25 protein-coding genes and 1 tRNA gene are annotated in these 24,140 nt (G+C 55.3%); 9 read left to right on the top strand and 17 right to left on the bottom strand.

Features of this window, described 5'->3' with window-relative positions; all coding sequences use genetic code 11:
* Positions 1-18: 18 nt before the first annotated feature.
* Positions 19-1,287 (top strand): glutamine amidotransferase-related protein, encoded by a 1,269-nt coding sequence (locus AACU55_RS11645; protein WP_013574271.1) that lies wholly within the window; start codon positions 19-21, stop codon positions 1,285-1,287.
* 11 nt (positions 1,288-1,298) lie between these two features.
* Here the strand turns inward: AACU55_RS11645 and uraH are convergent, their stop codons facing one another.
* The 9 genes from uraH to AACU55_RS11600 all read right to left on the bottom strand — a co-directional run bounded on the left by uraH (position 1,299) and on the right by AACU55_RS11600 (position 8,640).
* On the bottom strand, positions 1,299-1,634 hold the full coding sequence (gene uraH, locus AACU55_RS11640; RefSeq protein WP_134705477.1) for a hydroxyisourate hydrolase: 336 nt from the start codon (positions 1,632-1,634) through the stop codon (positions 1,299-1,301).
* Entirely contained in the window at positions 1,634-2,128 is a 495-nt protein-coding gene (gene uraD, locus AACU55_RS11635; RefSeq protein ID WP_112197223.1) for a 2-oxo-4-hydroxy-4-carboxy-5-ureidoimidazoline decarboxylase, read from the bottom strand. Before uraD ends, uraH begins: the two co-directional genes overlap by 1 nt.
* Complete coding sequence (hpxK, locus tag AACU55_RS11630) at positions 2,125-3,399, bottom strand: allantoate amidohydrolase (RefSeq protein ID WP_134705476.1); 1,275 nt, start codon at positions 3,397-3,399, stop codon at positions 2,125-2,127. Before hpxK ends, uraD begins: the two co-directional genes overlap by 4 nt.
* The gene (locus tag AACU55_RS11625) at positions 3,399-4,637 is read right to left on the bottom strand and encodes a pyridoxal-phosphate-dependent aminotransferase family protein (RefSeq protein ID WP_037036539.1); all 1,239 of its coding nucleotides are present in this window, start codon (positions 4,635-4,637) and stop codon (positions 3,399-3,401) included. Before AACU55_RS11625 ends, hpxK begins: the two co-directional genes overlap by 1 nt.
* Positions 4,638-4,655: 18 nt before the next feature.
* Positions 4,656-5,408 (bottom strand): amino acid ABC transporter ATP-binding protein, encoded by a 753-nt coding sequence (locus AACU55_RS11620; RefSeq protein ID WP_037036540.1) that lies wholly within the window; start codon positions 5,406-5,408, stop codon positions 4,656-4,658.
* A complete protein-coding gene (locus AACU55_RS11615) occupies positions 5,408-6,058 on the bottom strand; it encodes an amino acid ABC transporter permease (RefSeq protein WP_099049209.1) in 651 nt (216 codons plus the stop codon). The genes AACU55_RS11620 and AACU55_RS11615 overlap by 1 nt, the downstream gene beginning before the upstream one ends.
* A gap of 2 nt (positions 6,059-6,060) precedes the next feature.
* Positions 6,061-6,726 carry an amino acid ABC transporter permease gene (locus AACU55_RS11610; protein ID WP_013574264.1) on the bottom strand — a complete coding sequence of 222 codons (666 nt, stop codon included), beginning with the start codon at positions 6,724-6,726 and terminating at the stop codon, positions 6,061-6,063.
* A gap of 24 nt (positions 6,727-6,750) precedes the next feature.
* Entirely contained in the window at positions 6,751-7,542 is a 792-nt protein-coding gene (locus AACU55_RS11605) for a transporter substrate-binding domain-containing protein (RefSeq protein WP_037036542.1), read from the bottom strand.
* Positions 7,543-7,800: 258 nt separating this feature from the next.
* Positions 7,801-8,640, bottom strand: coding sequence for a MurR/RpiR family transcriptional regulator (locus AACU55_RS11600; RefSeq protein ID WP_037036543.1), 840 nt, complete (start codon positions 8,638-8,640; stop codon positions 7,801-7,803).
* A gap of 198 nt (positions 8,641-8,838) precedes the next feature.
* On the opposite strand from AACU55_RS11600, the gene AACU55_RS11595 reads away from it, so the two are divergent.
* The 4 genes from AACU55_RS11595 to hpxZ are packed head-to-tail and all read left to right on the top strand — an operon-like array spanning position 8,839 to position 12,494.
* Entirely contained in the window at positions 8,839-10,425 is a 1,587-nt protein-coding gene (locus tag AACU55_RS11595) for a gamma-glutamyltransferase family protein (RefSeq protein ID WP_037036544.1), read from the top strand.
* 36 nt (positions 10,426-10,461) lie between these two features.
* Positions 10,462-10,656, top strand: coding sequence for an oxalurate catabolism protein HpxX (gene hpxX, locus AACU55_RS11590; RefSeq protein ID WP_013574260.1), 195 nt, complete (start codon positions 10,462-10,464; stop codon positions 10,654-10,656).
* Positions 10,653-12,056 carry an AtzE family amidohydrolase gene (locus AACU55_RS11585; protein WP_134705475.1) on the top strand — a complete coding sequence of 468 codons (1,404 nt, stop codon included), beginning with the start codon at positions 10,653-10,655 and terminating at the stop codon, positions 12,054-12,056. Before hpxX ends, AACU55_RS11585 begins: the two co-directional genes overlap by 4 nt.
* A gap of 54 nt (positions 12,057-12,110) precedes the next feature.
* A complete protein-coding gene (gene hpxZ / locus AACU55_RS11580) occupies positions 12,111-12,494 on the top strand; it encodes an oxalurate catabolism protein HpxZ (RefSeq protein ID WP_013574258.1) in 384 nt (127 codons plus the stop codon).
* A 632-nt stretch (positions 12,495-13,126) separates the two neighbouring features.
* Here the strand turns inward: hpxZ and puuE are convergent.
* Genes puuE through AACU55_RS11565 form a run of 3 tightly spaced genes read right to left on the bottom strand, consistent with a single transcriptional unit; the run spans position 13,127 to position 15,550 of the window.
* The gene (gene puuE / locus AACU55_RS11575; RefSeq protein WP_037036546.1) at positions 13,127-14,065 is read right to left on the bottom strand and encodes an allantoinase PuuE; all 939 of its coding nucleotides are present in this window, start codon (positions 14,063-14,065) and stop codon (positions 13,127-13,129) included.
* Complete coding sequence (locus AACU55_RS11570; protein WP_134705474.1) at positions 14,058-14,816, bottom strand: aspartate/glutamate racemase family protein; 759 nt, start codon at positions 14,814-14,816, stop codon at positions 14,058-14,060. Before AACU55_RS11570 ends, puuE begins: the two co-directional genes overlap by 8 nt.
* Entirely contained in the window at positions 14,816-15,550 is a 735-nt protein-coding gene (locus AACU55_RS11565; RefSeq protein WP_013574255.1) for a GntR family transcriptional regulator, read from the bottom strand. The genes AACU55_RS11570 and AACU55_RS11565 overlap by 1 nt, the downstream gene beginning before the upstream one ends.
* Before the next feature lie 177 nt (positions 15,551-15,727).
* Here AACU55_RS11565 and AACU55_RS11560 point away from each other — a divergent pair, with 177 nt between their 5' ends.
* Complete coding sequence (locus AACU55_RS11560; protein ID WP_134705473.1) at positions 15,728-17,230, top strand: NCS1 family nucleobase:cation symporter-1; 1,503 nt, start codon at positions 15,728-15,730, stop codon at positions 17,228-17,230.
* Positions 17,231-17,302: 72 nt separating this feature from the next.
* Here the strand turns inward: AACU55_RS11560 and AACU55_RS11555 are convergent.
* From AACU55_RS11555 to aguB, 4 genes are all read right to left on the bottom strand, one after another.
* Positions 17,303-17,379 (bottom strand) — tRNA-Asp (locus AACU55_RS11555).
* A gap of 138 nt (positions 17,380-17,517) precedes the next feature.
* Positions 17,518-18,255 carry a DNA polymerase III subunit epsilon gene (dnaQ, locus tag AACU55_RS11550; protein ID WP_013574253.1) on the bottom strand — a complete coding sequence of 246 codons (738 nt, stop codon included), beginning with the start codon at positions 18,253-18,255 and terminating at the stop codon, positions 17,518-17,520.
* A gap of 81 nt (positions 18,256-18,336) precedes the next feature.
* Positions 18,337-19,422: an agmatine deiminase gene (gene aguA / locus AACU55_RS11545; protein WP_037036548.1), complete on the bottom strand. Its 1,086-nt coding sequence runs from the start codon at positions 19,420-19,422 to the stop codon at positions 18,337-18,339.
* 3 nt (positions 19,423-19,425) lie between these two features.
* Positions 19,426-20,310 (bottom strand): N-carbamoylputrescine amidase, encoded by an 885-nt coding sequence (gene aguB / locus AACU55_RS11540; RefSeq protein ID WP_013574251.1) that lies wholly within the window; start codon positions 20,308-20,310, stop codon positions 19,426-19,428.
* 260 nt (positions 20,311-20,570) lie between these two features.
* Between aguB and rnhA the strand changes: the two genes are divergently transcribed.
* The gene (gene rnhA / locus AACU55_RS11535) at positions 20,571-21,038 is read left to right on the top strand and encodes a ribonuclease HI (RefSeq protein WP_013574250.1); all 468 of its coding nucleotides are present in this window, start codon (positions 20,571-20,573) and stop codon (positions 21,036-21,038) included.
* A gap of 60 nt (positions 21,039-21,098) precedes the next feature.
* Here rnhA and AACU55_RS11530 read toward each other — a convergent pair whose 3' ends face one another.
* A complete protein-coding gene (locus AACU55_RS11530; protein WP_037036549.1) occupies positions 21,099-21,824 on the bottom strand; it encodes a class I SAM-dependent methyltransferase in 726 nt (241 codons plus the stop codon).
* Positions 21,825-21,867: 43 nt separating this feature from the next.
* Between AACU55_RS11530 and gloB the strand changes: the two genes are divergently transcribed.
* Together gloB and mltD are read left to right on the top strand one after the other, a co-directional pair.
* Positions 21,868-22,623: a hydroxyacylglutathione hydrolase gene (gene gloB, locus AACU55_RS11525; RefSeq protein WP_134705472.1), complete on the top strand. Its 756-nt coding sequence runs from the start codon at positions 21,868-21,870 to the stop codon at positions 22,621-22,623.
* 69 nt (positions 22,624-22,692) lie between these two features.
* The gene (gene mltD / locus AACU55_RS11520; protein WP_037036550.1) at positions 22,693-24,081 is read left to right on the top strand and encodes a murein transglycosylase D; all 1,389 of its coding nucleotides are present in this window, start codon (positions 22,693-22,695) and stop codon (positions 24,079-24,081) included.
* The last annotated feature ends 59 nt before the right edge of the window (positions 24,082-24,140 follow it).

Below are 24,140 nucleotides of genomic sequence, written 5' to 3'. Positions count from 1 at the left end.
TCTGACAGAGGATCACTGATGACTATCACCTTTATTGCCCACTCCACGCCCGAACCTGCGTTGTACGGCGCGATGGCAGCGATACTTGCTGAGCTACGCGCTTTGCCGCTGTGTCACTTTCCCGTCAGCCATGATGCGCAACGTTACCCGAATGCCCGCCAGCACGTGACGGCGCAAGGGCATGCACTGACCAGCGGGCTGCTGTGGCTTGAGCGCCTGACCGGGCGCGGTGCGGGTGAAGAATCCGGTGTTGAATCCCTGATTTATCGGGCACTTAAAGAAGATATCGTCGTACCGTTGCGTGAACCGTTATCCGCAGAACTGGCAGTGCAAATCGCCGAGCAGGGTATTGAAATTGAATCATTAACCGTGGTGCGTAATCAGGATAAATTCCAGCTTGAAGACGGCATCACCGGCAAAATTCGCAGCAACGGCTGGGGGCGTGATGCCTTTGGCCGCTGGGCATTAGGCCCGGTTTCACAACCGGTCATGCGGGCAGGAAAAACCCTGCGCGTGGCACTGGTCGGGGATTTTACCGAGCAGCGTGACAGTTATCCGGCGATGCTGGCTGCACTGGGAGACGCCGCCGATGCACTGGCAATGAACATTGATGTGATCTATGTGCCATCGACGTTACTGGGCAGCCAGCTTGATTGCACGCTGTTTGAAGTTGACGGTATTATGTTGCCGGGCGCGACGCTCACCCGCAGCGACACGCAGGCCGGACAACTGGCGACCGCCACCTGGGCTCTGGAAAACCAGACGCCGGTATTAGGGATTAATCAGGGTATGCATCAGATGATCACTGCGCTGGGGCAGAAAGTGCTCGGGCAGGAACGCGTGGTGATGCACGGGCCGTCGACGCTCGGCAGCCTGCAAACCGCGTTGCCGCTGGCCGAGCACGTGCAGCCGCGTGTGGGGAATCATCCGGTCATTACCCGCAACGGCAGCCTGCTGGCCAATAAAACGGGGGATGAATTTATGCTGCGCTACAACCAGCGCCGCTATCTGAATCCGCATTTGCTGGCTGAGCTGGAAAACGCCGGGCTGATCGTTTCAGGGTATGACGAAAGTGGCGAACAGGCGCAGGCAATTGAGCTGAACAATCATCCGTTCTTTATGGGTGTGCAGGGGCAGCCGGAGCTGATGTCACGCCGCGAGCGGCCAAATCCGCTGCTGATGGCGTTCCTGCAACAGGTCCGTCAGGGCAACCGTGACCGCGATGTCAGCCACGCCGCGCTGACCCAAAGCGTGCGGCTTAAACATCCGCACCTGCTGATGGGCTGACTGACAGAAACCTAACTGCCGCGATATGTTGAATAAGAATACGGACTGATCAGCAGCGGCAGATGGTAATGATCCTGATCACCGTCGATCACCACATCAATGATCGCCGAGTGATACAGCGTCTCACGACCGGTGGCGGCGAAATACGCGCCGATATCCGCACACAACCGGTAATGCCCGGAGGTGACCGGTTCCGGCGTTAATTTTGCGGCGCGGCCATCGGCATCGGTTTGGATTTCACTGATAAGCGTGACATTCTGCCCTTCAATACATTCCAGCCAGACGCGCACATTCACCGCGGGCTGCCCTAAAGACGTATCGAGAATATGGGTAGTGATGCGGGTCATTATTGAAATATCTCCTTTAAACGCAGCAGGGTAATTTCTTTGAGTTGTTGCGCCGTTTCCTGATCTTCAGCCTCCGGCGAATTCTGTAGCCGCCGTTGCAGATTATCAAGGATCTCCTCTGAACTACGCCCTTTAGCGCGGATCAGAAACACCCGCCCGAAACGCTGTTCATAACGCAGATTCCCCTCGTGCAGTGCATCAATCACTGCCTGCTGGCTGATATTGAGCGTCGCCTGTTCGCCACGGGAAAGCTGAGCTTCTTTACTGGCACCGGCGGCGCGTTCGCCGATACGCGGGTGCGCCGACAGCGCCTGAGTTATATCTTCAGGTTGCCAGTTTTCGCAGGCCGCTCCGGCGCTGTGCAATACGTCTTGCACAGAAGCATAAGGTCGCGCATCGCTGACGGTTTTCGCCCACGACGGGATATTCACCAGCGGGCGTAACAGGGCTACCGCTTCGAATTCGGATAATGCGTTGAATTCTTCAAAGGTCATAAATGTCCCTCAGCAAAACTCAGCACCGTATTGATATACGCCTGCACCGCGTAAGCCACGTCGCCGGTGGTGACAGATTCATCAGGATGATGGCTGATGCCGTCCTTGCAGCGCACAAACAACATGCCGACCGGCCAGCATTCAGCGATAGCAATCGCGTCATGCCCTGCGCCGCTTGGCAGCGACATCGCCTGTCCCTGCAAGTGTAAAACGCTCTGACTGAGACGATGCTGCAAACCGTCGTTACATTCAGTCGCGCTGATGCCATAAAACTGTTCGGCGGCAAACGTCAGCCCGCGACGTGCAGCAATATCGCGGCCCTTCGCCAGCAGCGTTTCCAGCAGTGCCGATAAATCATCATCACGCGGTCCGCGTACATCCAGCGACAATTTCACCTGTCCCGGAATGACATTCACCGCACCCGGCAGGCATTCCAGCGTGCCCACTGTCGCCACCAGATTGCGGCCGGTGGCGGTGGTGATACTTTCAATGGCCAGCGTCCATTCGGCGGCGGCAGTCAGCGCGTCCTGACGCTGCCCCATCGGCACGGTGCCGGCATGACCGGCGTGACCGGTAAATTCACAATTCAGGCGACGCGCGCCGTTAATCGCCGTGACCACGCCGAGCGGCACATCCGCCGTTTGCAGGCACGGCCCCTGCTCGATGTGCAATTCCAGGTAAGCGCAAAAGTCGCTGACCGCACGCTGTGATGCGCCGATTCTCAGCGGGTCCAGCCCGACGTCACGCATCGCCTGGGCGACCGAAATCCCCTGCGCGTCCTGACGTTCCAGCCAGTCCGCAGGCCAGGTACCGGTCAGTCCGCGACTGCCCAGCAGCGTGATGCCAAAACGTGTACCTTCCTCATCGCAGAACCCGACAATTTCCACCGCCATCGGCAAACGAATGCCGTTCTGATGTAAATGCGCCACCACTTCCAGCGCGGTCAGCACCCCCAGCGGGCCGTCGTAACGCCCGGCATTACGCACGCTGTCGAGATGTGATCCCAGCAAAATGGCCGGCGCTGTCGCATCCAGCCCGTCATAGCGCCCGCAGATATTGCCGACGCTGTCCTGCCAGACACGCATACCGGCCGCTTCCATCCACTCGCCCACCTGTCGGTTAGCCTGCAAATGTTCCGGCGAGAGATAGACGCGGGTCAGTTGTCCCGGCGTTTCGCTGATGGCGGCGAGTGCGTCGCAACGCGCCATCACCCGTTCAGCGGCAAGCTTTGCGCTTTCTGAAACCGCAGCCAGCGTAAAAGCTTCAGCCATTACTGACCTCCCGCGTAATGATCCCAGGCACCCTGCGCCCCTGCGCCGTATTTTGACGCAAAGCCGAGACGGTTGAGCACCGCTTCAAGCGCCACCAGCGTTTGCAACACGCAGTCTTTACGCGCGTTGTAACCCATGGTGCCGATACGCCAGATTTTCCCGGCCAGCGGACCAAATGAGGTGCCGATTTCAATGCTGAAATCATTAAGCATCATCTGGCGAACCTGTTCGCCGTGGATGCCCGGTGGAATGACTACGCCGAGCACGTTGCTCATGCGATTATTCAGGTCGCCGAACACTTCCAGCCCCATGCCCTGAATGCCTGCCAGTAATGCGCCGCCGTGTAATTTATGACGGGCGATGCCGGTATCCAGCCCTTCTTCCAGAATGATGCGCGCACATTCACGCGCCGCAAACAGCATGCTGGTGGCTTCAGTATGGTGGTTAAGACGCTCCGGCCCCCAGTAATCCATGATCATCCCCAGATCGAAATAGTTGGAGTAGATCATCTCGTCGTCGCCGTCAGCATGGTCGGCGGTACGGATACCTTGCTCGACACATTTACGGCGACGGATTTGTTCTTCAAAGCGCGGGCTGATGGTCACCGGCGAACTGCCTGACGGACCGCCGAGGCATTTTTGCAAACCGGCAGATACGGCGTCTAAACCCCATGCGTCGGTTTCCAGCGGGTTACCGCCAAAGGACGCCGTGGCATCGGAGTAGAACAGCACGCCGTGACGGCGGCAGATTTCACCCAGTTGCTCCAGCGGCTGCAACATGGTGGTGGAGGTATCGCCCTGCACGGTCAGCAACCAGCGCGGTTTAACGGATTTAATCGCATCTTCGATTTGCTGCGGATCAAACACTTCGCCCCACGGCACTTCGACGGTATGAACTTCCGCACGACAGCGACGGGCAATTTCGCACAGCAGATGACCGAAACGACCAAACACTGGCACAAGCACTTTGTCGCCCGGACGGATGCCGGAAAGCAGCACGGCTTCGATACCGGCGCGCGAGGTGCCGTCGATCAGGAACGTCCACTGATTGTCGGTTTTGTACAAGGCGCGGTACAGCGCCATCACTTCGTTCATGTAGCCGGTCATCACCGGATCATATTGCCCGACCAGTTGACTCGCCATCGCCCGCAGTACGCGCGGATCGGCATTGATGGGTCCCGGCCCCATCAGCAGACGGGTTGGCGGGTTGATTTGTCCGGGAGAGATGAAATCTGACATAGTTAATCCTTTACGATGTTAGCTTGCGGCAGCCTCAGTAAGGCCGCGTACGGATGCTATAAATTGTTTTAACTCCGGCGTTTGCGGATTGGCAAACAGCGCCCGGCTTTCGCCCTGTTCCCACACGGTGCCCTGATGCATAAACACCACGCGGTCGCCCACTTCGCGGGCAAAATTCATTTCGTGTGTCACCAGCACCAGCGTCATGCCTTCTTTCGCCAGTTGCTCGAGCACTTTCAATACTTCGCCGACTAATTCCGGATCCAGCGCCGAGGTGATTTCATCACACAGCAGCACTTTCGGGTTCATGGCCAGCGCACGGGCAATCGCCACGCGTTGCTGCTGGCCGCCGGAAAGATTCGACGGGTAATAATCCATGCGATCCGCCAGACCGACTTTCGCCAGCATCTGCGCGGCCAGTTCACGGCATTCGGCAGCGGACTTTTTCAGCACGCGGCGTGGCGCCAGCATGACGTTTTCCAGCGCGGTCATGTGCGGGAAAAGATTGAAACTCTGGAACACCATGCCCACGGAACGGCTGATGTCACGCGCCTGAGAATCGCGGTCGGTAATGGTCATCCCGCCGAGTTTGATGCTGCCTTCCTGATAGCCTTCCAGCCCGTTCATGCAGCGCAACAGCGTACTTTTGCCTGAACCGCTGCGGCCGATGATCGAAATCACTTCGCCGCTGTCAATATCCAGATCCACGCCTTTCAGTACGTGGTTCTGACCGTAAAATTTCTGAACCTGGTTGATGGTGATCAGTGGCATTACTGTTTCTCTCCACGCAATGATTTTTCTAAATGCTGGCTGTAACGGGACAGCGGATAGCACATCAGGAAGTAGCCCAGCGCCACTAATCCAAACACTTTGAACGGCTCATACGTCACGTTGTTCAGCATCGTTCCGGCTTTGGTCAGTTCGACAAAACCGATAATCGAGGCCAGCGCGGTCCCCTTCACCACCTGCACGGAAAACCCGACAGTCGGCGCGATAGCAATGCGCAACGCCTGCGGGGTGATCACCCGCCATAACGTCTGACCGAAATTCAGGCCGAGACAGCGCGACGCTTCCCACTGGCCTTTCGGTAATGCGGCAATACTGCCGCTCCAGATATCCACCAGATAAGCGCTGGTATACAGCGTCAGCGCCAGCGCGGCGGCGGTCCACGGGCTGACATTAATCCCAAACAGGCCAAGACCAAAGAAGGCCAGGAATAGCTGCATCAGCAGCGGCGTGCCCTGAAACAGCTCGGAATACAGACGGACAAAAAGCGTCGGCCAGCGGCGTTTGGTGAGACGCAGTAACAGCAACGGCAACGTCACCAGCGTGCCGCCGATAAAAGCGGTCAGCGACAACAATAACGTCCAGCGCGCCGCCAGCAGGAGATTGCGCACAATGTCCCAGTCGGTGAAGGTCATCATCAGTTTTCACTCCCAAAGACACGGCGTCCGGCCAGCAGCAACAACTGACGCATCGCAACCGACAGCAACAAATAAAACAACGTGGTGACCAGATACACTTCAAAACTGAGGAAGGTGCGCGACTGAATTAAGTTCGCGGCAAACGTCAGTTCTTCATAGGACACCTGCGATACCACGGAAGATCCGAGCATCACGATAATGCACTGGCTGACCAGCGACGGATAAATGCGTTTCAGCGACGGCGGCAGCACGATGCGCAGGAACGTCTGACTGCGGGTTAATCCCAGCACGCGCCCGGCTTCCCACTGACCTTTCGGCGTCACCTGAATACCGGCGCGGATAATCTCCGTGCTGTAGGCGCCGAGGTTAATCAGCATCGCCAGCAGCGCCGCTTCACCGGCAGTCATTTTCAGGCCAATGGCTGGCAGGCCAAAGACAATGAAAAACAGCTGCACCACAAACGGCGTATTACGGATGGCTTCGACATACACGCCCCAGACCGCACGCAGGGTTTTATGGTTGCCGCAGCGGATGGCCGCGCCGCAAATCCCTATTGCGACACCGCCAACCGTTGCCATTACCGTCAGCTCAATGGTGGTCCATAAACCGGCCAGCAGTTCCGGCATATAAGGCCATAGCGCGCTAAAGTTAAGCTGATAGGTCATGAAAGATCTCCGTCAGGCCTCTGATCACGCGCCGATGGACGCTGGCAGCGGTGCCTTCATCCATTTTTCAGACAGTGTATTCAGCGTCTTGTCTTTGATGCCTTCGGCGATCAGTTCATTCACTTTGTCTTTCAGCGCGGGTTCGTCTTTACGCAGACCGACGTAGCATGGTGAATCTTTCAGCATGACTTTCGAAACCGGTGCTTTGGCCGGGTTCATGCGGGCAATCGCGGCGACCACCAGGTTGCCGGTAGCGATGTATTCCACCTGGCCGGAAAGGTATGCAGACAGCGTGGTGTTGTTGTCTTCATACCGCTGAATTTTGGCATCTTTCGGTGCCACGCCGGTCAGTGCCAGATCTTCCACCGCGCCACGGGTCACGCCGATGGTTTTACCGGACAGTTCTTTCAGGTCGGACAGTTTGTCACCCTGGGCACCAAACACGCCGAGGAAGAACGGTGCGTAAGCGTTGCTGAAGTCGATGACTTTTTCGCGCTCAGCGTTTTTACCCAGGCTTGAAATCACCAGATCGACTTTATCCGTTTGCAGATAAGGCACGCGGTTGGCGCTGGTGACCGGCACCAGTTGCAACTTAAGTTTCATCTTATCGGCCAGATAATGCGCCATATCGATGTCATAACCTTCCGGCTGCAAATCCTTGCTCACCGAACCAAACGGCGGGAAATCCTGAGGAACAGCCACACGCAGCACGCCACGTTTCTGAATATCCTGCAACTGATCCGCCATTACGCTGGATGCCTGAAGCACCAGCATTGCCGCACCTGCCCATGCCAACAGCCGTTTGTTCATGTTCATAGATTATCTCCGGTGAAAGGTTTTTGGAACGATAGATTCTTATGTTTATAGCTTTGCAACGAATGTGCCAAAAGCCGGGCAGCAGAAAAATTGTGCACAAAGTCACGGTATGACAAGGAATTAGACAATGAGAGGCGCGATCAGAAGAAGTTTTTTTGCCCTGAATCAGGGCAAAAAGTGTGAACCAATGAAAAATATGATGCACTGAAATTGTGCGAAAGCACCAGAAAAGCGCCCGATTTGTTCTTCAAACGGGAATCAGCGCTGCTCCAGCTCATCCAGATCGTTATACAAATCGCTTATCTGATGAATACGCTGGCGGCCTGAAGCGAGCATATCGTGCAGCAATGCATTGCTGAGCAAATTCGCCAGACTCATGGCAGAAGAATAACTGTCGAATGCCGATACGCTGTCGAGCGGAGCAGCCAGATGCCAGGTTGCCAGCGGGATAAGTGTCTGCGCCTGCGGCTCGCAAATCAGCAACACCGGCACGCCAAGTGACTGTAACTGCATCAGAATTGCCTTCGCCATGCGCGGCCTGCGGCGGAAAGCGACGAAAATCACCACGTCCTGCGCGGTAAGATCCACCAGTTCTTCCGCCAGCGTTTGCCCCGGCTGCGGCATTATCATCACGCCAGCACGCACCTGAATCAGTTGCTGACGCAGGTGCAGCGCCACCGGGTAACTGTTACGAAAACCCAGCAAACGTACTTGCCGCGCCTGATTCAGGGCGGCGATCAGCGCACCGAACTGGGTGCCATCAATCTGGTTAATCCACTGCGTCAGGTTGGCCATTTCCTGTTTATAGTGCCGTGATAACAAGGTGTTACCTTGCACCGCGTCGCGGCTGTCGGTCAGCGGCATACCGCTCTGGCGCAGGGTGCGCATTTCATCGCGCATATCGCGGTAGCTCGGGTAACCGAGGCGTTTGAACAGGCGGCTGACCGTGGCTTTCGATACGCCGCTAAGCCGCGCCAGTTCGGCGCTGTTATAGCTCATCAGGTCGTCAATACTGGCAAAAATAAAGTCGGCCACCCGCTGTTCCTGCGGCGTCAGTTCTGCGTAATGGTCACGCAGACGCTCATCAATCTGTTTCATCTCTGGCCCTTTTGTAACCAATGTTTCAGTAAATCAGCGGAACATACCATGCACTATGCTTGCCAATGCAAGAGAAATTAGCGCTAAAGCTGCAAGGTTTTGCCGATGTGGAACACCTCTTGCTTAACTTTATCCCTACGCGCCCACAACCCTGCAAGCACGGGCAGCATAAAAAAGCGTTTCTAAAAAGGACATCGCATGATTAACAGTAACAGCGCACCGCTGGGCATGGCGGTCACACCTCATCATCTGGCGAGCCAGAGTGCGCTTGCGGTATTGCGTGAAGGCGGCAATGCCATCGAGGCCATGGTGGCTGCGGCCGCGACGATTGCCGTGGTCTATCCGCACATGAACGGGCTGGGGGGCGATGGCTTCTGGCTGATCGTGCCGCCGCAGGGCAATCCGGTGGCGATAGACGCCAGCGGTGCCGCAGGCTCCCTCGCCTCTCTCGATTTCTACGCCGGTGAAACGCACATTCCGCACCGTGGCCCGAAAGCCGCGCTGACGGTAGCGGGCACCGTCGGCGGCTGGCAGGAAGCGCTGAACGTGTCGGCTGAATTTGGCGGCGAGCAAAAACCGCTCTCCCGCCTGCTGCGTGACGCCATCCGTTATGCCGCTGATGGTATTCCGGTGACGGCATCGCAGGAAGCGGCGACCCGCGCCAAGCAACACGAACTGAAAGATTTCCGCAGCTTTGCCGATGTTTTTCTGCCTAACGGCGATGTGCCCCGCGCCGGAAACCGCTTCACTCAGCCGCAACTGGCGCAGACGTTATCGATGCTGTGCGAGGACGGGCTGAACAGTTTCTATCGCGGTCATCTGGCCGACAATATGGCCGCCGACATGGAAAAGCTCGGCATGCCAGTGACCCGCGCCGATCTCGCCGCTTACAAGCCACAGCGCCGTGTGCCGTTGCGGCTCAAACACAGTAAAGGCGAAATCTACAACCTGACACCCCCGACGCAGGGGCTGGTTTCGCTGGCGATCCTCGGCCTGACTGACCGTTTGCCGCTGGAAACCATGGACGAAAGTGCCACCATTCACAGCGTGGTGGAAGCCACCAAACTGGCGTTCGGTCTGCGCGATCGCTTTATCACCGATCCGCGCATGATGACGCAGGATGCACAGGAACTGCTGGATCCGCAGTATCTCGATGCTCTTGCGACCCGCATCAAACCACACAGCGCCGCCGACTGGGGTAAAGGTAAAGGGCCGGGCGATACCGTCTGGATGGGCGTGATGGACAGCAGCGGGCTGGCGGTTTCTTTTATCCAGAGCATTTATCACGAGTTCGGCAGTGGCGTGGTGCTGCCGGGCAGCGGCGTGTTGTGGCAAAACCGCGGCGCGTCCTTCAGCCTCGACGCCAGCCATTTACTGGCGCTGGCACCGGGCAAGCAACCGTTCCATACCCTCAACCCTGCCGCCGCACGCTTATACGACGGGCGCACCATGGTTTACGGCTCGATGGGGGGTGACGGCCAGCCGCAAACGCAGGCCGCCGTGTTTATCCGCCATGTAGTACAGGGGCAATCGTTGCAACAGGCGATCAGCGGCCCGCGCTGGCTGCTTGGCCGTACCTGGGGCGAGAGTTCGGATTCACTGAAACTGGAAGGCCGTTTTGCCTATCCGACGCTGGCCGGGCTGAGACAGCGTGGTCATGACGTCGAACTGTTGCCTGATTTCAGTGAAGCCGTCGGTCACGCCGGTGCCATCGTTCGTCACACCAACGGCATGTTTGAAGGTGCCTCCGACCCGCGCAGCAACGGCAGCGCCGCCGGTTTTTGATCAGGGTTTGCATAACAGAATGGATAAGGAAGCAGAATGAAAAATACCTCCGCAGCGACCGACTGGGCCGCCTATATCCGCCAGATGGAATCCGTTCTGGCGCTGGAACTCGACGACGCACGCCGTCAGGAATTGCTGGTGCAGTTCAGCCGCATTGCCCAAATGGCACAACCGCTGATGGATTTACCGCTGGATCCGCGTCTGGAAATTGCCGGGGTGTACCGCGCATGAAATCGTTTGATAGCTTTACCGTCAGCCAGTTACATCAGGTGATTGCGCAGGGCGAAATCTCGGCCACAGAAATCGCCACCTCCACGCTCGACGCCGTTGAACAGGCCAATCCGGTCATCAACGCCTGGACGCAGATCACCCGCGATCGCATGCTGAGTGAAGCAGCGAAAGTGGATAAAAGCCGCGCCAGCGGTGCCGTACTTCCACCGCTGGCGGGCATTCCTTATGCGGTGAAAAACCTGCTGGACGTGGCCGGTGAAGTGACGCTGGCCGGTGCCAGCCTCAACAGCAGCAACGCCGCTGCACGCCATGACGCCTGGACAGTTTCACGCCTGGCTTCTCAGGGTGCGATGCTTTCCGGCATGCTGAATATGGATGCTTATGCGTACGGTTTCACCACAGAAAACAGCCATTACGGTGCCACCCGTAACCCGCGGGATCTGGCGCGGGTAGCCGGAGGCTCTTCCGGTGGTTCGGCCGCCGCCGTGGCTGCCGGGCTGGTGCATTTCACCCTCGGCAGTGATACCAACGGCTCGATCCGTGTGCCGTCCTCATTAAGTGGTATTCTCGGCCTGAAACCGACCTTCGGGCGGATTTCACGTCGCGGCAGCCAGCCGTTTGTCGCCAGCCTCGATCACATCGGCCCGATGGCACGTTGCAGCGAAGATTTGTCGCAGGTCTATGACGCCATACAGGGCACGGATCCGCAGGATCACTTTCAGGCTGACAAACCTGTCACAGAAACATTTTCCCAGCTTAAGCGCGGGCAACAGGGCCTGCGCAGCGCCGTACTGGGCGGATACTTTTCTCTCTGGTGTGACGACCACGCCAAAGCAGCCGTACGCCGGATAGCGCAGGCACTGGAAGCCCAGGAAGAAATTGAAATGCCACAGGCCGGGCTGGCACGGTCCGCCGCGTTTATCATCAGCGCGTCGGAAGGTGGCAATCAGTACCTGCCAAAACTGCGCAGCATTCCGGAACAGTTTGAGCCACTTTCACGTGAGCGTCTGCTCGCTGGCGCAATGATCCCGGCGGCATGGTATGTTCAGGCGCAGCGTTTCCGTCAGCAATTTCAGCAGCAAATCTTGCCCTTGTTCGATCATTGGGACATTCTGATCGCCCCTGCCACGCCGTGTCCGGCAACGTTGCTTGGTCAGGAAACCATTCGCATCAACGGTCAGGATCTGCCGACACGCGCCAATATGGGCATGCTGACGCAGCCAATTTCGTTCCTCGGCTTGCCGGTGGTGACGGTGCCGGTCACCACGTCGACCGGCCTGCCGATAGGATTACAATTGATTGCGCCACCGTGGCGCGAAGATCTCTGCCTGCGTGCCGCCTGGGCACTTGAGCAGCAGGGAATAGTGAATGTCAGCAGTTCTCCGGTGATGCCCGCGTAACAACCCGCATCCCCGTTTTCCCAGGGTGAAGTGAAAAGAGTAAAGAGAGTCACTATGAAAACTGAACATATCGACCGCCCGGCGATCCTCGCCGAAATGAATGCGGCGTTTTATCGCTATGAACAGGCGCTGATCACCAACGATACCGCCGTACTCGACGAACTGTTCTGGCACGACCCGCGTACCGTGCGCTACGGCGCGGGAGAGAATCTTTATGGCATTGACGCCATCCGCGCATTCCGCACCGCGCGATCGTCACAAGGGTTAGACCGGGAACTGGTCAACACGACTATCACCACGTTTGGCGATGACATGGCGGTCGCCAGCACAGAATTCCGCCGGGAAGGCAGCGACAAGATTGGTCGCCAGCAGCAAACGTGGGTGAAGATGGCGAGTGGATGGAAGATTGTGGCGGCGCATGTGAGTTTGATGGTTTGACCGAACCAATGGGCGGTTCAGCTTTGGAAAGCTGAGGAAACTGTTCTTTTCCAGGAATGGACGGTGACAATTTCGGTTCCCACCGAGGGGAAATCTGAACGGTGATAATTTCGGTTTCTCAATAACAGCGATCACTTATCGCGCTGCGCCGAAACCGCCCAAAAGGGGCCAGGACGGGCCCCTCTTGGATCTCCCACGTCTTTTAATTGCGCGCTATCGCAGGCACGACGAACATGTTCCGGTAGAGCAGTGAGTGGCGCAAAATATTGCCGCTTCGCGGTTCCTTCTCTCGGTCTTCGAGCCTGTGGTCTCGAAGCCGCTCCGTTCAGCAAAATTTTTGATCACGCCAATGCACTTTTCTAAAAGATGAAAGCAGTCTGCCTTTGAATTTAAGATCGCACGGGCGATTCAGAAATCTTGCCGAATGGAGCGGCCTGAAGACCTAAGGCTTCAGGACCGAGAGAGGGAACCGCGCAGCGGCAAGATTTCCAGCCTGTCACGGTGATACCTGAAACATATTATCTAGCGATAGCGCGCAGTGAAAAAGCGCGGGAGTCCAGAGGGCGCGCGCTTACGCGTCCTCTGGGCCAGTTTGGGCGGCGAGCCCAAGGTTTTGAATTTGAATTTCGGGATTAAACACCGAAATGTTTAACCCAATGTTCCGCAATGTCCTGCCGCTTACACACCCACACGCGATCATGCGATTCGACGTAATCGAGAAACCGCTGTAAAGCGCGAAATCTCCCCGGGCGTCCCAGGATCCGACAATGCATCCCAATCGACATCATTTTCGGTGAGGTTTCGCCTTCGGCGTACAACACGTCAAATGTGTCTTTCAGGTAGGTATAAAACTGTTCGCCGGTGTTGAAACCCTGCGGAGAGGCAAACCGCATGTCGTTGGTTTCCAGCGTGTAAGGGATGACCAGATGCTGCCTGGTTTCGCCATTTTCCAGTTTTACCGGCGTCCAGAACGGCAGGTCATCGCCATAATAATCGCTGTCATACTGGAACCCGCCCGATTCCACCACCAGCTGACGGGTGTTCGGGCTGTCGCGTCCGGTATACCAGCCGGATGGCGCTTTGCCGAACAGGTCACGCAGCACGGTGATGGCTTTTTGCATGTGCTCCGCCTCTTCGGCTTTGCTCATGTCCTGATAATGGATCCAGCGCCAGCCGTGGCTGACAACGTCGTAATCCGCTGCTTTGATCGCACTGACGATTTCCGGATTGCGAGCCAGTGCCATCGCCACGCCGAAAACGGTCAGCGGTAAGCCGCGTTTCTGAAACTCATTGTGGATGCGCCAGAAACCCGCACGCGAACCGTATTCGTACAGCGAATCCATCGACATGTGGCGGTCGGGGAAACTGGCGGCACCGATAATGTCCGATAAAAATTGTTCAGAACCGGCATCACCATGCAGAACGTTATTCTCTGCGCCCTCTTCATAATTGAGGACAAACTGTACCGCAATGCGCGCGTTGCCCGGCCAGTTAGCGTGGGGCGGGCGTCCGGCGTAACCGATTAAGTCGCGCGGGTAAGCATCAGTAAAACCGTATTCAGTATCAGACATAGTGTTCTCTCAGATTCAGCCCGGCAAAACGGCCAGACAAGGGTTTTTCCAGCGGATAATCCAGATCACCGTGTTTACTGGTCGTCAGGTGAAGAGCCGCCAGTGACTCGACCATTTTGACCGCCGCGCTGACGCCATCGATCACCGGTATACGCAGCTCGCGCGTCAGTTCCTGCGCCAGATCGGCCATTCCGCCACAACCGAGCACGATCGCCCCGCTGCCGTCAGATTTTTTCGCCGCGATACACTGCTCGCGCACTTTTTCCTGCGCCAGCCCGCTGCCGTCTTCCAGTGATAACACCGGCAGATCGATGGCATGCAAGGCCGCACAATGGCGTTCGAACCCGTACTGATGCAGTAAATGCCGGGCGATCGTCAGTGTGCGCGGCAAGGTCGTCACGATAGAAAATCGCGTCGCCAGCATCGTCGCCAGATGCATTGCCGCTTCCGCAATACCGATAACCGGCGCATGCGCCAGCTCGCGGGCAGCCAGTAATCCGGGGTCACCGAAACAGGCAATAATATGGCCGTCGACACCGGCATCGCGCCCGGCTTTTATCTGCTGCAACACGCCCAACGTGGCAATCGCTTCATCGAAATGGCCTTCAATTGACGGCGCACCTTCTTCAGGGCAAACGGCCAGAATTTGTGTATCCGACCCCGCAACCGAGCGGGCAGTTTGCGCCATCACTTCGGTCATCGCCTGGCTGGTGTTCGGATTGATCAGTTGTATACAAAGTGATTTGACCATCAGCCTGGCTCCTTACCTGCAACCGGCTTCTGAACCGCAAATATCTGCGCAAAATCGGGGGTCTGCCCGTTATGTTGCTCAAAACGCAGACTGGCGACGATGGTGTCGAAATGATGCGCCATGCTTGCCGTCAGCCCGGCGACGTCGCGCTTTTTCAGCAACTCAATAAGGTCGTCATGATCATGGCAACGGCAGCCCTGTTGCCACGGTGCGCCCCAGGCAGCAATCGCCAGCGAGGAACGCAGGGTCAGTTGCGAGACAGACTCAGTCAGCACTTTATTGCCGGAAATAGCCTGAAGCTGAACATGGAAGGCGGCGGAAAGGCGGATCGCAGCGGCACCGTCACGTTCATCGTGCGCACGCTTTTCTTCCTGCACCAGTTTTTTCAGCGCCACCAGATGTGGCGACTGGCAATGCGCAATCACCAGCGGCAGGTTGGCGCACTCCAGGATTTTACGGGTTGCGAAGACATCGCGCGATTCTTCAGCGTCCGGGGTGGTGACATGCGCACCACGCTTGGGCAATAACGTCACCAGTTGCACTGCGGCAAGGCGCTGCAGGACGCGGCGAATCCCCGTGCGGCTGACTGAAAACACCTCAGCCAGCGCTTCTTCCGGCAATTTACTGCCCGGCAAAAGCTGGTGTTCCACAATAGATTTCACCAGCGCGTTATAAATATGGTCGTCCTTATCCTCGGTAAAATAGGCCGTATTAAGCCCGTTCCAACTGGTCATTGCCGTTACTCCGTATACCGTTCGAGAATTTAATCGTATACATGAAAGTTATTTTTTGTATACAAAAAATGAAATTTGGCCTGATTCATGCAGTGCTCCTGTGACTGCTTTTTAACTTTTGGCAGCCGGCATCCGGCTTCCGACTTTCACATGTTGTTTATGACAGGAGCACGATTTATGCCAAATCAGGAAATCACCTCCGCCACGGCGTCATCTGAACAGAGCGCCGGGATCATCAAACCTTATTACAGCCCGAAGCTGTGTAACGATGATTTAGCGCCCACCCGTGACCAAAACTGGAGCTGGTACAACATATTTTCTTTCTGGATGTCCGATGTGCACAGTATGGGCGGCTATGTGGTGGCCGCGAGCTTCTTTACGCTCGGCCTGACCAGCTGGCAGGTTCTGCTGTGTTTGTTGTGCGGGATTTGTATCGTGCAGATTTGTGCCAACCTGGTGGCGAAACCAAGCCAGCAGGCCGGTGTGCCTTACGCGGTCATTTGCCGTCAGGCATTTGGCGTATTCGGGGCGAATATACCGGCAGTGATCCGCGGGCTGATCGCTTTCGCCTGGTACGGCATTCAGACCTATCTGGCGGCTAATGCGTTAATGCTGGTGCTGCTCAAATTCTTCCCATCGCTGACACCTATGACCATTCCGCACTGGCTGGGATTGTCGGCGCTGGGATGGGTGTGTTTCGGCATTATGTGGGTGTTGCAGGCGATGGTGTTCTGGCACGGGATGAGCGCGATTAAGCGTTTTATCGATGTGGCGGGTCCGGCGGTATATGTCGTTATGCTGATGCTGGCGGGCTGGATTTTGTATAAAACCGGGCTGAGCAATATCTCCTTTACGTTATCCACCAAAACCCTGACGGTCGGCCAGCAAGGCTGGGAAATGCTGACCGCCACGGCGCTGGTGGTGTCTTACTTCTCCGGTCCGCTGCTGAACTTCGGCGACTTCTCACGTTACGGAAAAAGCATGGGCGAAATCCGTCGTGGTAACCGCTGGGGCCTGCCGTTTAACTTCCTGCTGTTCTCGATTGTGACCGTAGTGATCGTTTCAGGGACACAATCACTGTTCGGGCAGATGATCACCGATCCTATCGAAACCGTCAGCCGTGTGGGTAACAGCGTGGCGGTGGCGCTCGGCCTGCTGACCATGATCATCGCGACCATCGGTATCAATATCGTGGCGAACTTCGTGTCTCCTGCGTTCGACTTCTCTAACTGTTCTCCGCAGAAAATCAGTTTCCGTACCGGCGGGATGATCGCCGCAGTCGGTTCTGTTCTGCTGACACCGTGGAACCTGTTCCAGTCACCGGAAATTATCCACTATACGCTGGACGTGCTGGGATCCTTTATCGGGCCACTGTTCGGGATTTTACTGGCGGATTATTACCTGATTAAACGCGGTCATATGGATGTGGATGCGCTGTTTAACGCCACGCCTTCCGGCCGTTACTGGTACCGCAACGGGTTCAACCCGAAAGCGATTGCCGCGCTGGTGCCGGCGGTGGTGATTGGTCTGGTGATAAGCTTTACGCCGAGCCTGCATCAGGTGGCGAACTTCAGCTGGTTTATTGGTGCCTTCCTGGCTGGCGGTTTCTATCGTTACATCGCCCGTCATGATCGTGCGACCAGCGGTGCAATTGGCTATATGAAAACCGAAGCGGAATAACAGGAAGGAAATAGCCAGGACGGCTGAAACGACGAAGCCCTGAGTGATTTCTCACTCAGGGCTTCTGAATAGTGGCGGAACGGACGGGGCTCGAACCCGCGACCCCCTGCGTGACAGGCAGGTATTCTAACCAACTGAACTACCGCTCCGCGTTGTGTTCTGGTTAAGAACGGAGCGGATATTAAGGAATGGCCGCCGTTACGTCAATGCTTTTCCTGATATTTTCAATCAACCGCACAGTTTTTCCGCAGGCTGAACAATTTCAATCCCAAAGTCAGAAAAACGGCTTACGAACGCCACAAACAGCTACCGCCCTTTTTCACCACTAAATCTAAACGCTCTTCATGCCACGCCAGTTCCTGATCAGTGGCGGCGATGACTTTTAACCCGGAGGCTGGCCGCGCCACACGCTGGATCCCCAAGCCGTCAGCGCCAGTATTTTGCTCGCCTTCGTGGGTGAATTTAATGCTGGTCTGGCCGCCAGTCATCATCAGATAGACTTCAGCAAGAATCTCGGAGTCAAGCAACGCGCCATGGAGCGTACGCTTGCTGTTGTCGATCAGGTAGCGATCGCTCAGCGCATCGAGGTTGTTACGCTTGCCCGGGAACAGCTTGCGCGCCATGGCCAGGCTGTCGGTAATTTTGCAGAACGTCTCGGTTTTCGGCAGATTACGGCCGAGCATGTCGAACTCGTAATCCATAAAGCCGATGTCGAACGTTGCGTTATGAATGACTAATTCGCCGCCGCGAATGTATTCAATGAAGTCGTCGGCCACGTCGGCAAACGTCGGTTTATCAGCGAGGAATTCGTCGCTGATACCGTGAACGCCAAAGGCTTCCGGATCCACCAGGCGATCGGGTTTGAGATAAACATGGAAATTGCGCCCTGTCAGGCGGCGGTTAACCACTTCAACAGCACCGATTTCGATAATCCGGTGCCCTTCATAATGGACGCCGAGTTTATTCATACCGGTGGTTTCAGTATCGAGAACGACGATCCTGTTAGAGGTGTTTTGTAAATCCATGGCTCATTATCCAACGCTGACAGTCAATTACAGAAACGATCTGCCCGGCGCGAGACAGGGTGACGCGCCGGGCACTTTTTCTTACGCAGGGATTTGCTGTGTAATGCAGTGGATGTTACCACCACCCAGCAGAATTTCACGGGCAGGAATACCCGTGATTTTGTACTCAGGATACATTTCACCCAGCAACTTCTCAGCCTGCTTATCCGTTTTAGCGTCGAGCAGCGGGAAGATAATGTGGTTGTTGCTGATCAGGTAATTGACGTAAGACGCCGCCAGACGATTACCTTCCACACGCTCAATGGCTGTGCCCGGCAACACCCCGATCGTTTCTTCCGCAGTGGCATGCATAACCGGAGGTGAGGGCATTTTCCAGATTTTCAGGCTGCGCCCTTTGGCATCTTTCGCCGCTTCCAGCACTTTCAACGCTGCCGCCGAACGCGCGTACTGCGGATCCTGCTGATCGTCAGTCCAGTGCAACGCGACTTCTCCCGGACGCACGAAGCAGCACATGTTATCAATGTGACCGTCTGTTTCGTCGTTAAATACGCCGTCTTCCAGCCAGATGAATTGCTTAACACCGAGGAGTTCCCGCAATTTCGCCTCAATCTCTGCCTTCGACAAATCAGGATTGCGGTTAGGATTGAGCAAACATTCAGCGGTGGTCAGCAAAGTGCCTTCACCATCAACATGAATGGAGCCACCTTCCAGTACCAGATCCGTTGAAACATAAGGAATGTGGTGATAGTTCGCCACCTGACGCGCCACCCGCTGATCACGCTCCCAGCTTGAGTAAAGGCCACCGTGCAAGCCGCCCCATGCGTTGAATGTCCAGTCGATTGCCAGATGCTCACCTTGCGGATTGACGACAATGGTCGGGCCGGTATCACGCATCCACGCATCATCGCTTTCCATTTCCACCAGCGTAATTTGTGCTGGCATCACTTCGCGTGCATTTGCCATTTCTGCTGCCGGAACCGCCATAAATACCGGCGTTTTGGTCGCAATCGCTGCCGCTACGTTAGCAAAAGCCAGCTGGGCCGGACGCCCGTTTGAGCGCCAGTTATCGGTGCGATAAGGCCAGATCATCCAGACAGCCTGCTGCGCAGCCCATTCAGCGGGCATCGCAAAACCTTCAGCCTGAGGATTGATATCAATAGAAGACATCAGTTATTTCCTTGTTGAACCGTCGGACGTCGCGATTGCGCCATACATTTCAGGACGGCGGTCGCGGAACAGCCCCCAGGATGCGCGCTGTGCAGCGATAGCATCCAGATCAAAGGTATGAACCAGCACGGCTTCTTCCGTTTTGTTGGCCTGCTCAACCAGCGCACCGGTCTGATCAGCAATGAAGGAAGAACCGTAGAAGGTCATTTCATAATCAGGAATGAATTTGCTTTTTTCAGTACCAATGCGGTTTGAGGCGATCACCGGCACCAGATTTGCCGCAGCGTGGCCCTGCTGAACACGGGTCCAGTGTGGCTGGCTGTCAATTTCCGGATAGGCCGGTTCGGAACCAATCGCTGTCGGATAGAAGATAATTTCCGCGCCCTGCAATGCCAGACAACGGGCAGTTTCCGGGAACCACTGATCCCAGCAGATACCCACGCCGATTTTCGCGTAACGGGTATTCCACACTTTGAAGCCGGTATCACCAGGAATGAAGAATTGTTTTTCCTGATAGGCCGGGCCGTTCGGAATGTGAGTTTTGCGATAGACATCCAGCACACTGCCGTCAGCATCAATCATGACCAGCGAGTTGTAATAGGCGTTATTGCACTTCTCAAAGAAGCTCAGAGGAAGCACCACTTCCAGTTCTTTCGCCAGCGCAGAGAAATGGCGGATAAGCGCGCTGTTGTCCAGCTCCTGTGCCAGGCTGTAATGCTCAGGGCTCTGATCAATACAGAAGTAAGGTGCAGCAAAAAGTTCCTGAATCAGAATAACTTGCGCGCCTTTGGCATGTGCCTGGCGAACCAGCTTTTCGGCGTTAACAATATTATTTTCCAGATCCCAGCTGCAGCTCATTTGTGTTGCAGAAACCGTTACATTTCTCATCAGACATCCTTAAAGCATTGAAAAATTGGCAGTGAAAAAACCATGAAAGGCTCAACTCGCTCAGAGTTTTGAACTGGCACTCTGCATTTTCCTATTATATTGCAAAAGACAGCGCTCTCCAGCCAAAAGAGTGATGAATGCCCGGGCAACCTGTTACATCCCCCCGCTTTCAGACAGTTACACCTCAAGATATTGCTGTGCCCGGCACGGCGGTTTATGTCAGACTTGGTTTTTACATTTGATGAAAGAGCCTGCCAGATATGACCAAACAGGTAGAAATTTTCACCGACGGCTCCTGCCTGGGTAATCCCGGCCCCGGCGGTTTCGGCGCGATTTTACGCTATAAGCAACACGAAAAAGAGTTCAGCGCGGGTTTTCGTCTGACCACCAATAACCGCATGGAAATGATGGCGGCGATTGTGGCGCTTGAAGCTCTGAGCACACCATGCGAAGTGACGCTGAGCACCGACAGCCAGTATGTTCGCCAGGGGATCACATTGTGGATCCACAACTGGAAAAAGCGTGGCTGGAAAACTGCCGATAAAAAACCGGTGAAAAACGTCGATTTGTGGAAGCGTCTTGATGCCGCGATCCAGACGCATGAACTGAACTGGATGTGGGTGAAAGGCCATGCCGGACACCCTGAAAATGAACGCTGTGATGTGCTGGCGAAAGAAGCCGCGGGGAATCCGACGCTGGACGATTTAGGCTATCAGGCGGAGAATTAATTCCGCAGGAGCCACAGCCCATCCCAACCTTCCCCTTGTGAAAGGGGAAGGTGCAAGACTTCAGTCGCGATGCTCCTTCCGGTAACTCTTCGTTGCACCCACCGCCTGCGGTATTTTCTGTTTCTGCGCAAGAACTTTTTTCGCCGTTGGCGTCAGCGGGAAAGTCCGTTTACGGGCAATAATCAGCGTCATGCACCCCAGCGCGGGAAGGTGCGTACTCAGCAATTTTCCGCCATTCTTTTTCCACGGCAGCACGTGAAAACGCCGGTGCACCATCACTTCATAATTAAGCAACGACAGCCAGTCGAGCAGACGCATTTGGGTAAACAAGCGGCTGCTGTACGGCTGACGCTTGCGAAAAAGCGGCATCAGTTTGCCAATGCCCAGCAGGCTGAGCGGATTAAAGCTACTGAGCACCATCCAGCCATCATCAATCAGCACGCGGTCCACTTCGCGCAGAATGCGGTGCGGGTCATCCGCGTAGGCCAGCGTATGGCTGAGCAGGCAGGCATCCACTGATTTTGCTGCGAAAGGTAAATGGTACGGATCACCCCGTACATGCAGCCCCTCGCCTTCCTGGGCAAAATTTACCTGATGCGAGATCGGGCACGCCTGAGCGTCGATTTCGGCACTTAATGCGCCGATTTTCAGCAGGTGGAAACCGTAAAGTTTCCCCCACCAGGGTTGCAGTTGTTGCTCAAGCGCGGCACGGTAGTAGCCGCCGCACGGGATCTCATCCCAGGAAGCCGGAGCAACAATGGTCTTGCGGATGCGGGCTGGTCGCATAGTTTATTATCTTCTTTCAAGCAGTTGCCAAAGAGAGGTTGCCATGAATCTTATCAGTATTCCGGCGTTGCAGGACAATTACATTTGGATGCTCGATGACCAGCAGGGGCATTGCCTGATCGTCGATCCCGGCGAAGCAGCGCCTGTTTTGGCCGCGTTGAAAAAGGCCAATTTAACCCCGACAGCCATCCTTCTGACACATCATCATCACGATCATGTGGGGGGCGTTGATGAGATTTCGAGCCATTTTCCGGGTCTAAAAGTATACGGACCTCACGAAACTGAGAATAAATTTAGTCAGACTAGTCTTAAAAATGGTGAAAAAAGGGTAATTGGCGGTCTGGAATGGCAGATCTTTGCTACGCCCGGTCATACGCTTGGTCATATTTCATACTATAGCGCGCCTTATCTTTTCTGTGGAGACACGATGTTTTCCGCCGGATGCGGTCGCTTGTTCGAAGGGACGCCGGAGCAAATGTACCAGTCGTTTCAACGGTTAGCGGCGTTGCCTGACGAAACATTAGTCTGCGCAGCACATGAGTACACTCTTTCAAATCTTAAGTTTGCGCGCTCTATTTTACCGGAGGATGATGATATTCTTTCTCATGAGCACAAAGTGCAACAAATGCGTGAAAAGGGACAATCTTCCCTGCCTTCAACCCTCGGTCTTGAGCGTAAAATCAACCTCTTTTTACGATGCGATGACATTGATTTACAAAACAAATTAAACCTTAACGATCCCTTAAAGCCTGACTGGCAGGTTTTTGCCTATTTAAGGGCACTCAAGGATAGCTACTAGACCCAAAGGTTGTGTTTTTTTCCGAAGCAAAGTATTATCGCTCGTCTTTTAAGCAACTATGACACACACATGAAGGCAAACGCGATCCTAATAATCGCCTCCATGTTGCTCACAGGTTGCCAGGCGTCCAGGCAGGGCGTGAAGGTACCGGAACAACATGCACAGAGTTTGTCTTCAGCAAGTCAAAGTGAAGAAGCAGGACAGTTCACAGGTGATGGCCGAGCGGCCTCTGGGGGATGGTTGGATGGAAACGACACCGTCTCCCAACAAAATCTGTGGAACTTCATAGGCGACGAGCTGAAGATGAAGGTTCCGGATAATCCCCGGATCCGCGAACAAAGAGTTAAATATTTAAAAAATAAGAGCTATCTCCACGATGTAACATTACGGGCAGAGCCGTACATGTACTGGATCACCGAGCAGATTAAGAAACGTAATATGCCGATGGAACTGGTACTGCTACCCATAGTGGAGAGCGCTTTTGACCCCAAAGCAACCTCATCAGCTAACGCTGCAGGGTTGTGGCAGATTGTGCCGCAGACGGGTCGAAACTATGGTTTGAAACAAAACCAGTGGTATGACGGACGCCGCGATGTTGTGGCTTCGACAACTGCTGCGCTTGATATGATGCAACGTCTGAACAAGATGTTTGGTGGCGACTGGTTACTGACCGTTGCTGCGTATAACAGCGGTGAAGGCCGTGTCATGCAAGCGGTGAAAGCGAACAAAGCCAGAGGCCGTTCCACGGATTTCTGGGCACTGGCGCTGCCACGTGAAACATCGATTTATGTGCCGAAAATGTTAGCCCTTAGCGACATTCTCAAGCACAGCAAAAAATACGGTATCAATCTGCCGAAACCGAGTGAAGACCGTGCTCTTGCGCGTGTTGAAGTCGGACAGCAGATGCAACTGACCCAGGCGGCTGAGATGGCGGGCATGTCCCTGACCAAGCTTAAGTCGTTTAACACTGGCTACAAGAAAAATGTAACCGCGCCGAATGGCCCGCATTACATTGTTCTGCCGAAGGCGCATGCCGACCAGTTAAAAGATTCACTGGCTGATGGCGATATTGCCGCAGTACAGGAAACCAAACTGGCCAGCAACACTCCGTCAGGTGCAAAACAGTACAAGGTTCGCTCCGGCGACAGCTTGTCTGGCATTGCAGCCCGGCTGAATGTGAAGACCCGTGATTTACAGCGTTGGAACAATTTGCGCTCAGCAGGCGCGTTAAAAGTTGGGCAAACACTGCAGGTGGCGGATAACAGCGTCAGCAATACCAGTGCCAATGGCGGCAGTATCACTTATCAGGTACGTAAAGGTGATTCATTGTCGAGCATAGCTAAGCGTCACGGCGTCAACATCAAGGATGTGATGCGCTGGAACACCAATGCCGACAACCTGCAGCCGGGCAACAAGTTAACGTTGTTCGTCAGCAACAAGATGAGTCCTGATACCTGATTCGAAAGGTACCGGTAATAAAAAAGCACCCTGAAGATTCCGGGTGCTTTTTTTATGTC

Origin of the sequence: Rahnella sp. CJA17(1/100), from assembly GCF_963881615.1 — a bacterium.
Lineage (GTDB): Bacteria > Pseudomonadota > Gammaproteobacteria > Enterobacterales > Enterobacteriaceae > Rahnella > Rahnella aceris.
The sequence above is the reverse complement of the archived record's forward strand: the minus strand, read 5'-3'. Positions and strand labels throughout refer to the sequence as shown.

Coding starts and splice junctions, on each gene's coding strand:
- AACU55_RS11645 (WP_013574271.1), top strand. CDS start 19: ATGACTATCACCTTTATTGCCCACTCCACGCCCGAACCTGCGTTGTAC.
- uraH (WP_134705477.1), bottom strand. CDS start 1,634: ATGACCCGCATCACTACCCATATTCTCGATACGTCTTTAGGGCAGCCC.
- uraD (WP_112197223.1), bottom strand. CDS start 2,128: ATGACCTTTGAAGAATTCAACGCATTATCCGAATTCGAAGCGGTAGCC.
- hpxK (WP_134705476.1), bottom strand. CDS start 3,399: ATGGCTGAAGCTTTTACGCTGGCTGCGGTTTCAGAAAGCGCAAAGCTT.
- AACU55_RS11625 (WP_037036539.1), bottom strand. CDS start 4,637: ATGTCAGATTTCATCTCTCCCGGACAAATCAACCCGCCAACCCGTCTG.
- AACU55_RS11620 (WP_037036540.1), bottom strand. CDS start 5,408: ATGCCACTGATCACCATCAACCAGGTTCAGAAATTTTACGGTCAGAAC.
- AACU55_RS11615 (WP_099049209.1), bottom strand. CDS start 6,058: ATGACCTTCACCGACTGGGACATTGTGCGCAATCTCCTGCTGGCGGCG.
- AACU55_RS11610 (WP_013574264.1), bottom strand. CDS start 6,726: ATGACCTATCAGCTTAACTTTAGCGCGCTATGGCCTTATATGCCGGAA.
- AACU55_RS11605 (WP_037036542.1), bottom strand. CDS start 7,542: ATGAACATGAACAAACGGCTGTTGGCATGGGCAGGTGCGGCAATGCTG.
- AACU55_RS11600 (WP_037036543.1), bottom strand. CDS start 8,640: ATGAAACAGATTGATGAGCGTCTGCGTGACCATTACGCAGAACTGACG.
- AACU55_RS11595 (WP_037036544.1), top strand. CDS start 8,839: ATGATTAACAGTAACAGCGCACCGCTGGGCATGGCGGTCACACCTCAT.
- hpxX (WP_013574260.1), top strand. CDS start 10,462: ATGAAAAATACCTCCGCAGCGACCGACTGGGCCGCCTATATCCGCCAG.
- AACU55_RS11585 (WP_134705475.1), top strand. CDS start 10,653: ATGAAATCGTTTGATAGCTTTACCGTCAGCCAGTTACATCAGGTGATT.
- hpxZ (WP_013574258.1), top strand. CDS start 12,111: ATGAAAACTGAACATATCGACCGCCCGGCGATCCTCGCCGAAATGAAT.
- puuE (WP_037036546.1), bottom strand. CDS start 14,065: ATGTCTGATACTGAATACGGTTTTACTGATGCTTACCCGCGCGACTTA.
- AACU55_RS11570 (WP_134705474.1), bottom strand. CDS start 14,816: ATGGTCAAATCACTTTGTATACAACTGATCAATCCGAACACCAGCCAG.
- AACU55_RS11565 (WP_013574255.1), bottom strand. CDS start 15,550: ATGACCAGTTGGAACGGGCTTAATACGGCCTATTTTACCGAGGATAAG.
- AACU55_RS11560 (WP_134705473.1), top strand. CDS start 15,728: ATGCCAAATCAGGAAATCACCTCCGCCACGGCGTCATCTGAACAGAGC.
- dnaQ (WP_013574253.1), bottom strand. CDS start 18,255: ATGGATTTACAAAACACCTCTAACAGGATCGTCGTTCTCGATACTGAA.
- aguA (WP_037036548.1), bottom strand. CDS start 19,422: ATGTCTTCTATTGATATCAATCCTCAGGCTGAAGGTTTTGCGATGCCC.
- aguB (WP_013574251.1), bottom strand. CDS start 20,310: ATGAGAAATGTAACGGTTTCTGCAACACAAATGAGCTGCAGCTGGGAT.
- rnhA (WP_013574250.1), top strand. CDS start 20,571: ATGACCAAACAGGTAGAAATTTTCACCGACGGCTCCTGCCTGGGTAAT.
- AACU55_RS11530 (WP_037036549.1), bottom strand. CDS start 21,824: ATGCGACCAGCCCGCATCCGCAAGACCATTGTTGCTCCGGCTTCCTGG.
- gloB (WP_134705472.1), top strand. CDS start 21,868: ATGAATCTTATCAGTATTCCGGCGTTGCAGGACAATTACATTTGGATG.
- mltD (WP_037036550.1), top strand. CDS start 22,693: ATGAAGGCAAACGCGATCCTAATAATCGCCTCCATGTTGCTCACAGGT.